Annotated in this window: 12 protein-coding genes; 2 read left to right on the forward strand and 10 right to left on the reverse strand. The window is 46.2% G+C overall.

What is annotated here, in order from left to right; all coding sequences use genetic code 11:
- Positions 1-591: 591 nt before the first annotated feature.
- Entirely contained in the window at positions 592-2,649 is a 2,058-nt protein-coding gene (locus tag AB1797_08495; GenBank protein MEW5767646.1) for a DUF5693 family protein, read from the forward strand.
- Between the two features lie 149 nt (positions 2,650-2,798).
- Here AB1797_08495 and AB1797_08500 read toward each other — a convergent pair whose 3' ends face one another.
- Positions 2,799-3,335 carry a hypothetical protein gene (locus tag AB1797_08500; GenBank protein ID MEW5767647.1) on the reverse strand — a complete coding sequence of 179 codons (537 nt, stop codon included), beginning with the start codon at positions 3,333-3,335 and terminating at the stop codon, positions 2,799-2,801.
- Between the two features lie 49 nt (positions 3,336-3,384).
- Between AB1797_08500 and AB1797_08505 the strand changes: the two genes are divergently transcribed.
- A complete protein-coding gene (locus AB1797_08505; protein MEW5767648.1) occupies positions 3,385-3,645 on the forward strand; it encodes a hypothetical protein in 261 nt (86 codons plus the stop codon).
- On the opposite strand, the gene clpX is transcribed toward AB1797_08505, so the two are convergent.
- From clpX to AB1797_08550, 9 genes are all read right to left on the reverse strand, one after another.
- On the reverse strand, positions 3,584-4,819 hold the full coding sequence (gene clpX, locus AB1797_08510; GenBank protein MEW5767649.1) for an ATP-dependent Clp protease ATP-binding subunit ClpX: 1,236 nt from the start codon (positions 4,817-4,819) through the stop codon (positions 3,584-3,586). The two genes, AB1797_08505 and clpX, sit on opposite strands and share 62 nt — an antisense overlap.
- 12 nt (positions 4,820-4,831) lie before the next feature.
- Positions 4,832-5,416, reverse strand: a complete 585-nt coding sequence (gene clpP, locus AB1797_08515; protein ID MEW5767650.1) for an ATP-dependent Clp endopeptidase proteolytic subunit ClpP — start codon at positions 5,414-5,416, stop codon at positions 4,832-4,834.
- A gap of 18 nt (positions 5,417-5,434) precedes the next feature.
- On the reverse strand, positions 5,435-6,742 hold the full coding sequence (gene tig / locus AB1797_08520) for a trigger factor (protein MEW5767651.1): 1,308 nt from the start codon (positions 6,740-6,742) through the stop codon (positions 5,435-5,437).
- A 15-nt stretch (positions 6,743-6,757) separates the two neighbouring features.
- Positions 6,758-7,507 (reverse strand): YebC/PmpR family DNA-binding transcriptional regulator, encoded by a 750-nt coding sequence (locus AB1797_08525; GenBank protein MEW5767652.1) that lies wholly within the window; start codon positions 7,505-7,507, stop codon positions 6,758-6,760.
- Between the two features lie 26 nt (positions 7,508-7,533).
- The gene (fusA, locus tag AB1797_08530) at positions 7,534-9,597 is read right to left on the reverse strand and encodes an elongation factor G (GenBank protein ID MEW5767653.1); all 2,064 of its coding nucleotides are present in this window, start codon (positions 9,595-9,597) and stop codon (positions 7,534-7,536) included.
- Between the two features lie 35 nt (positions 9,598-9,632).
- Positions 9,633-9,824 carry a hypothetical protein gene (locus tag AB1797_08535; GenBank protein MEW5767654.1) on the reverse strand — a complete coding sequence of 64 codons (192 nt, stop codon included), beginning with the start codon at positions 9,822-9,824 and terminating at the stop codon, positions 9,633-9,635.
- 88 nt (positions 9,825-9,912) lie between these two features.
- Positions 9,913-11,265, reverse strand: coding sequence for a DUF4139 domain-containing protein (locus tag AB1797_08540; GenBank protein ID MEW5767655.1), 1,353 nt, complete (start codon positions 11,263-11,265; stop codon positions 9,913-9,915).
- Between the two features lies 1 nt (position 11,266).
- The gene (locus AB1797_08545; GenBank protein MEW5767656.1) at positions 11,267-12,211 is read right to left on the reverse strand and encodes a response regulator; all 945 of its coding nucleotides are present in this window, start codon (positions 12,209-12,211) and stop codon (positions 11,267-11,269) included.
- A 124-nt stretch (positions 12,212-12,335) separates the two neighbouring features.
- Positions 12,336-12,632, reverse strand: a complete 297-nt coding sequence (locus AB1797_08550) for a hypothetical protein (GenBank protein MEW5767657.1) — start codon at positions 12,630-12,632, stop codon at positions 12,336-12,338.
- Positions 12,633-12,770: the final 138 nt, after the last annotated feature.

Consider the following 12,770-nt stretch of genomic DNA (forward strand, 5'->3'; position numbering starts at 1 on the left):
AAGGTTTTTAGCAAGAGTAATAATATTGCCCGCCAATTTCACCCTCACCCTATCCCTCTCCCATCAAGGGAGAGGGAATTTTGCTTTGTCTCCCAACTAACTGCTTAACTTAGTTTTGAGTAGTTACCTGCCTGAGTAGTAGTTACCTTTTAACTTAAGATAATACAACATAGATCGGATATTGTCAACACTTTTTTGTTGCCAATTATCCCTTCTGTCTGTTATACTGGACTGATACCTGGTGAGTGGTGGCCTGATAGTCTAGTGCCTTGTCAAGCTTGCTTTAATAGGTTCGTCTTTTGTAAGGGTAACCCTTATGATTGCTTATTTGGGTAATTATTTAACCCTTCGGCATAAAGACAAGCGCTAACAGATAACTTCTATCTTGACAAGGCTGTAGGGGCACGTTGCAACGTGCCCCTACAGTAATAGCGATTCGCGAATCGTCCTTGCAAAAGAAGTAGGGGCGAATAATTATTCGCCTCTACCTCCTAAAGAGACTCTACCCATAAATACTAACGTGACAAGGCACTGGTGGTCAAGGTAAGTGAACCGACCACCAAATATCAGACTACCAGACACCAGACACCAATGATGATAAATACTAACTGGCTCTTAACCCAAATAAACCGTATTTTCTTTACCACCGCTGTTCTGATCTCGGTTATAATCGCGGCCGGAAGAGTAGGTATAGAAAGAAACTATCATCAGGTAGAATTGGTGATGGATTACTATGATCTGATCAGACTTGTCCGGGAAAGGGGAGAAGAAGGGCGGCTTAAAGACTGGGTTTCCCGGTTTAAAGAAGCAGGGATAACCTCTCTTATCCTTGAGGAAGAAACCCTGAAGGGTCTGTCTGAAGACGGGAAAATAACTGTTTTTAATGGCCGTCAGATGAGGGATTTTTTCCGGATCAACGGCTTGATGAATCCCTATATATGGAATATGATTGAAGACGGCCCAACCAGGCTTGATCAAACCTATATTCTTACCAGCGATTACCATCTGGCCCAACAAATCTCAGGGAACCTGAAGACCAGGATAGACCAAGCTCCAGAGAACTTCACGCTTCCTTCTGAGGAAGGGGGTAAAGACGGTTATCTGATAGTGGCCGCTGGGACAGCTCCTTCGGTGCTTGAATTGGGAATAGGGTTTTCACCAGAACTTATCGAATGGGTCAAAAGTCAGGGATTAAGTTGTATGCTTAGGCCTAATAATCTCAGCTTGAGGGAAGGGACAGTTGATCCGGATGATTTTTTCGACCAGGTCAAAGATTGGCCATCGGTGAAAGGCGTTATCTTTTCCGGGACGGAAGTCCTGGGCTATCCTGAATTTTTAACCGTAACAGGCAAGAGGTTAAAAGAGAGTGGACTTAAGTTGGGGATAATCGAATTCACCCCACAAAAGGGCATGAAAGGACTCCTGACAGAACTTGCAGGCAGGCGTGGAGTTGAAACTAATCAGTCGGTAGTCAGAGTTTACGGCTTAGGCCCAAAAGAGGTTGAAGAGATTACCTTGGAAACCGTCCTTTCCAGAATGCTCAGGGCGGTTAAAGAGCGCGGGATACGTTTACTCTACCTGAGACCTCTCAATCAAGACGGGAAGGGCGACCCGCTTAAGGCAAATTTGAATCTGGTCAGGACATTAACCGAACGGCTAAACAAGGCCGGCTTTAGCATTGGAACCAATAATGGCTGGCCGGGTTATGAAATAACTTCCCTGGCCTTATTTTTCATCTGTCTGGGGGTGATGGCCGCCTGCGGTAAGTTGTATTTTCTGCTGGGTGGTAGGGTGGGCCTTAATCATCATCTCGGCCATGGTGACCCTCCAGAAACCAGGTTTCTGATGTATCTTCTCCTGGGTGGCAGTCTGTTTTCCCTGCTGATATTTACCTCGATGAGGCCGTTTATTCAGCAGGGATTTGCCTTTCTGGCCGCCTTTACTTTTCCTGTGCTGGCCATCCTCAGGGCGAGGTCTCTCTCGCCCCTTTCTTCGCCCCATTTTTCCCTCTTAATCAAGGAAAGCTGGAAAGATTTGGGCCAGGTTACTCTTACTACCGGCCTGGGGGCGCTTCTTATCGTAGGCCTCTTGAGTGAAACCACCTATCTTCTAAAGATCGAGCAGTTTAGGGGGGTAAAACTCAGCTTTATCTTACCCCTGATCGGCCTCGGCCTTATCTTTCTAAAGGACCAGGGCTTGACCTCTCTTTTGGATCGGCCGATAAAGCTGATTCATCTCATTATGGGGGGTATTATACTTGTCGGAGCGGTCTTTGTCCTGGCTCGGTCTGGGAATTTTGGGCCTATTTCGGTTTTGCCTTTCGAGGCTGAACTTCGGGTATGGTTTGAAAATTACCTTTGGGCTAGACCTCGATTAAAGGAATTTCTGGTGGGATATCCAGCCTTACTGGCCGGATTATTTCTGCTCAGGGAAGGACGGTTCGGTTCTCTACCTGTATGGTTTCTGATTATCGGGGCATTATCTCAAGTTTCTTTGATAAATACCTTTTGTCATTTGCATACCCCGCTCCTCTTTTCTGTTATTCGGAGTTCCAATGGATTCTGGATAGGAAGCTTACTGGGAACAGCTTTCCTTGGTTTCTATTATTACACCTTTGCTTACCACCGAGATTCACGGTCAATAGCCTGAGAGCTACCTTCGGTGGACGATGGACTATGGTGGACTTTATGGACTTGGTGGACGATGTGGACTTTAATCTGCCCCATCATATATGTCCTCTCTGCCTAAGATCATCCAGCAACAGATCAAAAGCCCTACATCGGCAGGTGGCCGCGCAATCATATGTGTCCTCTCTGCCTGAGATCATCCAGCAACCTTTTGGCATCCTGCGGCGCCGATTTTTGCACTAAAGCCCCTACAAAGATAAGCACTGAAAACTGCCAGCAATCTTCAGGTCCCACCATAAGTCCTGTCTTGATATCCTCCTCTCGTTCAAGCCGATCCGTAAATTCCCTGGCTGCTTTCTCTAATGGGCCTTCATATACCTCTAATTTGGAACTTACATTGCTGTATTTAAGCGAGGGAAAAGAAACCCCCCTTAACAGTAAGAACACCCTGATGGTATCCTTATCTACCCCCAGGTTTTGTTCAAAGTTAAATCCTTCAAATATGGGATAATTTCTGGGTAGGAGGATGGAGGCCCCATGCACTGAGACCGTGCCTTTTCGGACTACCGTATCGCCTACATTTACGGCCGACTCAGCCAGAAATATGTAGGGGATGTCTGTAACTTCAAAGGTCTCAATGGGGCTTAGGCGATACCTTATGATTTCGGTCCCCTTGACCGCTTTTGTCCATTTTCCTTCTAAATCCATAGTGCGCGCGGCCTCCCGCCGCTACCAAACAATCCTGGATGCTCGATGCTTGATACTCGATGCTCGATACTCGATCCTCGATGGCTCGATACTCGATCCTCGATGGCTCGATGCTCGATACTCGATGCTCGATCCTGAATATTCGATACGGGACACTATATCCTATATCCTTTATCCGCATCGAGCATCCGAGCATCCAGCATCGAGCATCCAGCACCGAGCATCGAGCATCGAGGATCGATCCTTACTTACGCTACTTCCTTCTGAAGAACGAGAGTCGGCATCATCTTCTTTTCTACGGTCTCTTTAGTAACCACACATTCAACAATATCATTCCGGGAAGGAAGCTCATACATTATATCCAGCATCAACTCTTCAATGATGGCCCTAAGCCCTCTGGCGCCTGTCTCTCTCTTCATTGCCGCCGCCGCCACCGACTCTCTGGCCTCTTCCGTAAAGTGAAGCCTGACCCCTTCCAATTCAAAGAATCTTTGATACTGTTTAATCAGGGCATTGCGTGGTTCGACTAATATCCGGTTTAAGGCATCTTTATCCAGGGCGTCAAGGCCGGCGGTAATTGGAATTCGGCCGACAAACTCGGGAATAAGGCCATATTTTAAAAGATCGTCCGGGATAACCTGATTCAAGATCTCTCCGATCTTCTTTTCTTTTTTATGTCTAACCTCTCCGCCAAAGCCCATGGTCTTGCGGCCGATTCGCTGTTCAATAATAGACTCCAGGCCAATAAAGGCCCCACCGCAGATAAAGAGGATATTAGTCGTATCAATCTGGATAAAATCTTGATGGGGATGTTTTCTTCCACCCTGAGGGGGGACATTGGCCACCGTGCCCTCCAGAATTTTCAACAGGGCTTGCTGAACGCCTTCTCCTGAGACATCCCTCGTAATAGAGGGATTATCTCCGCCTTTCCGGGCGGTCTTATCAATTTCATCAATATAGATAATGCCTGTTTCAGCCCGTTTAATGTCTAAATCAGCCACCTGAATGAGGCGCAGCAGGATATTCTCTACATCCTCGCCCACATAACCGGCCTCAGTCAGGGCCGTGGCATCCACAATAACAAACGGAACATCAAGTATCCTGGCCAGGGTTTGAGCTAGTAAGGTCTTTCCTGTGCCCGTAGGCCCGATAAGCAGGATGTTGCTCTTCTCTAATTCTACATCCTTACTGGGCATATTTATCCGCTTATAATGATTGTAGACAGCTACAGAGAGAACCTTCTTGGCTCTTTCTTGTCCGATGATATACTCATCCAACATCCGCTTGATCTCTTTAGGCCGAGGAAGTCCGGCTAATTGAGGGACCCCTTCATCCCACTCCTCAGCTACAATTTCATTACAAAGCTCGATACATTCGTCACAGATATATACCCCAGGCCCTGCGACCAAACGTTTTACCTCACGTTGGCTTTTATTACAAAAAGAGCATTTCAAATTCTCTTTCCCTTCACCAAATTCCAACATAAAACCTCCTTACTATTTCCTTACCACCAGCACCTCATCTATAATCCCGTATTCCTTAGCCTGTTCAGCCGACATAAAAAAGTCTCTATCAGTATCCTTTTGGATCTTTTCCATAGGCTGACCCGTATGTTTGACCAGTATCTTATTTATCTCTTCCCGCATGCGAAGTATTTCTTTGGCCTGAATGTCTATATCCGTTGCCTGTCCCTGCACGCCCCCTAAGGGTTGATGGATCATAATCCTAGCGTGAGGCAGGGCATAGCGTTTACCTTTGACGCCGGCCGCTAAAAGAAGAGCGCCCATCGAAGCGGCCTGCCCAATACAGATAGTGGAGACCTTGGCTTTAATATACTGGATGGTATCATAGATAGCTAATCCGGCTGTAACTACTCCCCCTGGGTTATTAATATAAAGATCGATGTCCTTATCCGGATCTTCCGCCTCCAAAAAGAGCATCTGAGCTATGATCAAATTAGCCACATCATCATCTACGGCACTACCAATGAAGATAATCCTGTCTTTTAAGAGTCGGGAGAATATATCATATCCCCTTTCCCCCCGGCTGGTTTGTTCTACCACCATCGGCACTAAATTCATCTTGTTTCTCCTTTTCTTTTACCCTTCTACTTCCACCTGATTTACCTCAGCGGCCTCCACCAGAAAATCAATAACCTTATTGGTATAAAGCCTCTCTTTGATCTCGGCTATCTTTCCTTCTTTCTCAAGGTTAGATTTCATCTCCTCAAATTCGAGATTATAATGCTGAGCCAAATTTCTCACTTCCGCCTCCACTTCTTCCGGAGTGACCTCTATCTTTTCCTCCTTAGCTACATAGTCTACCACCATGCCTTTCTTGAGACGCTCGATGGCTTTGGCTTCATAGTCTTTTTCAAACTTTTCCTTAGACACTTCTTCCTTTTCCATATACTGGGCTAAAGTTATTCCTCTGTTGAGAGCTAAGGTCTGGGCGAAGGCGTCTAAAAGAAGTTTTTTTTCTTCTTCGATCATTCCCTTAGGGGGATTGGAATCAACCCTTGAAGCCAAAAGGGTCATAAGATCATTTCTAACCTTTTGGTCAGCCTCAGCCTCGGCGACTTTTTCCAGATCGGTCTTGATCTTAGCCTTGAGTTCTTCTAGGTCTTCATACTCCCCTACATCCTTGGCAAACTCATCATCTAACTCAGGAAGCACTTTTTCTCTTATTTCATTCAATTTAACCTTAAAGACAGCCTTCTTCCCAGCCATAGGAGGATAAGCCGGATATTCTGCCGGGAGAGTAACCAGGATTTCCTTCTCTTGGTGCATCTCCATGCCGATAAGCTGTTCTTCCGCCCCCGTAACAAGGATAGATACGCCCAATTCCAGGGTGGCATCTTTCTTTTGGATAAAGGGAATGGAATCATTTTCTCCCCGGCCTTCAAAATCGATATTTAAAAGATCGCCTTTTCGGGCGCGGCGATCCTCCACTTCAACTGATTGGGCATGTTGGTCTTGAAGCCTGACCAACTCCTTCTCAATCATAGCTGGGGTAATCTTGCAGACTGATTTTTCTATGGAAACTCCCTTATAATCCAGGCTGATTTTAGGGATTACTTCCAGGGTGGCCGTAAAGGTCAACGGCTCTCCATAATTATAGTTAATCTGGTGTATTTCAGGCAAACCGGCCGGGGAAATAGCTGCCTCAGCGATCGCCTCCTTGTAGGTCTCGGTAACCATTCTTTCCAGGACATCTCTTTTTACCTCAGGGCCAAAGCGCTTTTCCAATAAATGGCGAGGGACTCGACCAGGTCTGAATCCCGGAATCCGCGCCGAGGGCAGTAACTTCTTATAACTTTTGTCAAATTCCTGAGTTACCCGCTCAGATTCGACCGACACCTTTAAATCTATGGTGCCGCCTTCTTTCTCTTCAACTTCTACTTTCAAGGTTACACTCCTTACTTAATCGGACATCTCGGCCATAACCTCTTCCGGGACATCAAAATTAGCATAAACATGCTGAACATCATCGTCGTCTTCCAGATTTTCCACCAGACGCAGGACTTGTTTGGCCTCATTTCCGGCCAATTTGACATAACTCTGGGGAACCATAGTTATTTCAGCATAGGTAGGCATAATATCGCTTCTTTTAAGGGCAGCCGTTACAGACTCGAAAGCGCCCGGTTCGGTAGTAATCTCATAGCCCGTCGCCTCTGTTTTAACATCTTCAGCTCCGGCCTCAATAGCCAGATCAAAAACCTTTTCTTCATCAAGGCCTTCTTTGTCCAGGGTGATAAAACCTCTCTTGGAGAACATCCAGGCCACACAACCTGCCTCCCCCAGATTTCCTCCACCTTTGGAAAAAAGGCTCCTGATCCTGGCGGTCGTTCTATTTCGGTTATCCGTCATCGCTTCCACCAGCATAGCCACGCCTCCAGGACCGTAACCTTCGTAAGTGTACTCCTCCAAAACCACGCCCGGCAGATCCCCGGTTCCTTTCTGGATAGCCTTTTTGATATTATCCGCCGGCATATTGGCCTCTTTGGCCTTAGCAATGACGGTTCTTAATCTGGGGTTGGCATCCGGATCACCTCCGCCCACTCTGGCGGCCACCGTAATTTCCCTGATAAGCTTGGAAAAAAGTTTCCCTCGCTTAGCATCCATAGCCCCTTTTTTATGTTTAATCGACGCCCATTTAGAATGTCCGGACATCTAAAACCTCCCCTAACTGTAATTTTCTATTCCTCTTTCTTAGACTCAGCAATAATGGCCTCCGCCAGTTGGTGAGGGACTTCTTCATAGTGAGAAAACTTCATCTTATGGGTCCCCCGGCCGTGGGTAATTGATCTTAAAGAGGTGGAATATTTATACATCTCTGCCTCCGGGACCAAGGCCTTGACTACGGAGGAGCCCCCATGCTCTTCCATCCCCTGAATCTTTCCCCGTCGAGAATTCAAATCTCCGATAATATCACCCATATATTCCTTGGCTACTTTAACTTCCACATCCATAACAGGCTCAAGCAGAACCGGAGCGGCCCCTTCGAAGGCCTTCTTAAACCCAAAAGACCCCGCAATCTGAAAGGCCAGGTCCGAAGAATCAACCGTATGAAAGGAGCCATCATATAAGATAACTTTGGTATTAATTACTGGATAGCCGGCCAATACCCCTTTATTCATGGCCTCCTTCACTCCCTTTTCTACCGCCGGGACATACTTGGACGGTATGGCTCCCCCAAATATCTTGTTTTCAAATTCAAATTCCGAGCCAGAAGGCAAAGGTTCTATCTCCAGGAAACAATGTCCATATTGTCCCCGGCCGCCGCTTTGCTTTTTGTATTTTCCCTCGCCTTTAGAAGATTTCCTGATGGTCTCCCGGTAGGCAATCTTAGGTTTTTCCACCTCGATTTCTACGCCAAATTTACGCATCATCCGGTCCAGGGTAAGTTCCAGGTGAACCTCACCCATCCCCTGAATAATGGTTTGTTTCAGTTCGTGATCGTGGTAAATCCGGAAAGTTGAATCTTCTTCACTCAGCCGATGCAAGGCCGTCGACAATTTTTCCTGATCAGCCTTGGTTTTGGGAAAGACGGCTAACGACATAACCGGTTCAGGGATATCCAGAGGATCAAAAACCGCCGGATGAGCCGAATCACAGAGGGTATCCCCTGTTTTGGTGCCTTTCAGCTTAACCACCGCCGCTATATCACCGGCCCCCACATCCCCAATCTCTTTCCTTTCTTTACCTTCCATAAGGCAGATGTGACCGATCCTCTCCTTATGATTCTGGGTAGCATTAAAGACATCCGAGCTTGAGTGAAGGACACCAGAATAGACCTTAAAAAAGGTGAGTTCTCCGACAAAGGGATCCGTAATGACCTTAAAGACCCTGGCCACAAAAGGGGCCTCAGGTGAAAGCTTCCTTTCCTCATCTTTATTAGTGTTGGAATTTTTTATGGTAATTTTCCCGGCATAATCAGAAGTCGGGAGGTTGGTCGTGATAAAATCCAACAGGGGTTGAATACCGATATTATGATAAGCTGAACCGCATAACACCGGAATGATTTTCCTTTGGGCTATGGCCAGCTTCATAGCCTGGTTGATCTGATCATCCGTGAGTTTTTCTCCTTCTAAGTATTGTTCTAAAAGTTCATCATCAGTCTCCGCAATAGCTTCTACCAAGGAATTCTTGGCAGCGGCGGTCTTATCTGATAGGTCGGCCGGGATAGCCTCTTCCTTCACCTTGCCCTCGCTAAAAATAAAGGCCTTGTTCTGAACCAGATCAATGACCCCTTTAAAACCAGCTTCTTTGCCGATAGGTATTTGAACCGGAACAACCGGTGCGGAAAAGACATTTTTCAGATCATCCACCACTTTTGAAAAATTGGCATTTTCCTTATCCATCTTGTTAATGAAGACGGCCCGCGGCAAGTTGTATTTATCGGCATATCCCCAGACCAACTCTGTGCCCACTTCAACGCCGCTGGCTGCATCGCAAAGGACTATACAAGAATCTACGACCTGGAGCGTTCTGACTACCTCTCCTATAAAGTCAGCATAACCGGGTGTATCAATGATATTGAGCTTATGTCCCTTCCACTGAGTATGAACCAGCGTAGCATTAATAGATATCCCCCGCTTAACTTCATCCGGATCATAGTCAGACACGGTATTTCCCTCTTCTACCCGGCCTAATCGATTAATGACCTCGGTGTCAAAGAGGATGGCTTCTGTCAGAGATGTCTTGCCGGCGCCACCGTGGGATATTAAACCGGTATTTCTTATCCTGGACGTTTGAAACATATAGCCTCCTTTCTTCTTTTGTAAGCGTTCAGCCACTAAGGCACAAACTCGATGCTCGATGCTCGCTCCTGGATACTGGATCCTTTACCAGCATCGAGGATCCAGCATCGAGCATCGAAGATCGAGCATCGAGCATCCAGCATCGAGCATCGAGCATCGAGGATCGAGGATCGAGCATCGAGCATCCAGCATTGAGCATCGAAGATCGAGCATCGAGGATCGAGCATCGAGCATCCAGCATCATGTGCTGAACGGTTACCTTCTTTTAAGTTTCGGGTTTCGAGTTAGAGATTTCGCCCCTTTCTAAACCCGAAACTACCACTTATACCTAACCCGGTAATTAATCACTTCTTCCGAATCTTTTTTGACCAGAACTTTAAGTTCCATGGTTCTGGCATCCTTGCGCTCGTAAGGGTGAGAAGCCTTGATAACTTCCCAGTCTCCATACAGGTGCTCCGTTATCACCACCTCTATATCAGTATCTTTGTGATTGCGCAGCTTTATCTCGTAGGCTTCTTCCCTGATTCGATCGGTAACCTGTCTGTAATCTGTTTGCTTTCTTTCCCCCACCACGTCAAAGGCGCTGCCCAGAAAAACCCGAACCTTCTCATCTTTAGGGGTATGATCAATCTCATCTTCACCAATGAATTGCAGGGCCTGCTTGCTATCAGCCTTGTATACCCGCAATCTTCCTTTGGGGAGAGGGAAACCAACCCCATTTTCTTGGCTGTTTTTAAATTCCAGTTTAACCCAAACCTTACCTTCAGAGCTGGCGCCGTCATAGATATATATCTTCTTAACCGGAATATTGGAGGCGGAAAGAAGGCTAATCTGTTTGGTTTGGTTATCCTTTAAGGTAGTAACTCGATCCAGGGTATACATATGGTATTCAAAGACAGCCTCTTCTTCAAAATCTCTCTCTTCAGCCGCCAGGGCTTCGGCGGCCATCATTTTGTAAGGACGAATAGGTCTAGGTTTAGGTATTCGATGGACATCCCCGGCAATGAGTTTTAGCCCGGCCTCTGGGTAAGTAGTGCCGCTTTCGTTCCGGATAGTGACCCATCCATTTAAGTCCATCTTAGTATCTTCGGGATTTACCACCGCTACATAGTCAGCCTGCCAATCCATACCTGAAGTAAGATAAGTTAATTCACACGGAATATTCCCGGATTCTTGGGAGTAGATCTGCCAGATAAGGGTAGGACGAGTAATGAGACCCGAAGGAAGCTCTGGGAATTCTATCTCACGGATGTTTTCTCGGTCTACCATTTTAAGAGGGCCTTCCTGGTCCAGAATGAGTTGTTGGGGGTCAAAGCTAAGGAGTTTACCTTCGTAGAGGCTCTCTGAATCACTAATGAGCTTAATTTTTTTGTCGAGATAACGAGAAAGGAGTTTATCCGCGGAGAGAAGGTCGTATTCAAAGTTTTGTTCTTTAACCATCACCTCTTCAGGAAAGGTGATGGATTTAAGGTGAACCGAGGTGGGATCTATTTGGGCGGCTACATCAGTAAAAGAGACAATATTTGTCCCGGCGTTAAGCTTTATCTCCCTTTGATCTTTAATCAGGGCCAGGTCGCGATTGTAGACCGTAACCTCCAGTTTCTGCTCCTGAGCCTGCACCGCGGAAAGGAAGATAAAACACAAGGCCAGCCCTAAGATATTCCGCAATTTATCTCCCTCCTCGTCGGTCGACTACAAAGACGCTTCCCGGCTGGTTTTTACCATAATGTTTAACCTCGGCCAGGGAGTCACTTATTTTTAGATGACTGCGCAACTGATTATCCGGAGCGCTGGTGACAGCCGCAATAGTTATGCCTATGGTGGCGGGAAATCTGGAAACCTCTCCCCGTCGGTCGGTAATTTCAAAATAGCCTCGCTTAAGGGCTTCTTTATCAAAAAGTCCTTCCGATAGGGAAGCCAATCTGTCTATGACCCGGTCAGCAATCGGTTTTGACTTGTCAGGGGTAGTGATAAGGATAAAGTCATCTCCTCCGATATGGCCCACGAAATCATTAGAGTTGCCTAAATTTTCTACCGCCTCAATAAAAATGCGGGAGAGAGATTTTATTACCTGGTCCCCTTTATTATAGCCATAGTAGTCATTAAATGGTTTAAAATTATCAAGATCCGAATAGAGGACCGTAAAGGTCTCGTTAAGGTTTAACCGGGATTTTATTTGTTGTTCAATAGCAATATTTCCAGGTAATTCGGTCAGGGGGTTGCATCCCCTTTCTAAATGCGTTCGGCGAAGAATCGCCTTTATTCTGGCAATAAGCTCTTTTCCGTCAAAGGGTTTAGTAATATAATCGTCGGCCCCCAGATCGAGTCCCTTAACTTTGTCCTCAATATCCTTGCACACGCCGCTGAGCACCACAATAGGTATATGACTGGTAGAAAAATTGTCTCGAAGTTTGGGACATATCTCAAAACCATCCATCAGAGGGATTCGGATATCAAGAAGGATTAAAGTGGGTAAAAGTTCTTTAGCTAATTTCAGGCACTCCGGACCATTTTTGGCTACGAATACTTCAAAATCCACCGCTTGGACTAAATCTGAAACAAATTCTATTACATCCTCATCATCTTCTACAATTAAAATCCTTTCTGAGGTCATATTCTCCCCCTTGTAGTCATTATTTGCCGCCGTAGGGGCAGGCCCTCGTGCCTGCCCTAATATGGGGCAACCACAGGGGGTTGCCCCTACATTGTCGTTATGGCCTGTCGGCACAACATCGCGACTATCTCTTCATGTCTTTGGTGTGCCCCCGCTTATCTATTTTTTCTATTAACTCTCGGGTCAATCTTGTCTCTGTAATAATAGTATTTCGCATTTCATTTCGCATTTCTTTAATGAGACTTTGAGTCTCCGACTGAGTTTGTCTAATGAGATTTTGAGTTTCTGTCTGAATTTCTCTAATAAGTTCTCTGGTCACTCTGCCATTTTGTTTGGCATAGACGGCAAAAAATATGCCTAAAATAGAGGCCATTGTCCCGGCCCCGGAAACAACTAACCCTAATATCTCTAAGTATCCCATTAGATTAATCCTTCGTAACTACTCAGGTGGATAGACTGAAGGCTGAAGACCCGCCGCAGAGTCAACCAAAAATTTGGCCTTAAGCTGCCTTTCGGGACCACATCGCGACTATCTCTTCATGTCTTTGGTGGGCCCGCT

Source organism: bacterium (assembly GCA_040753085.1).
Taxonomy (GTDB): domain Bacteria; phylum UBA9089; class JASEGY01; order JASEGY01; family JASEGY01; genus JASEGY01.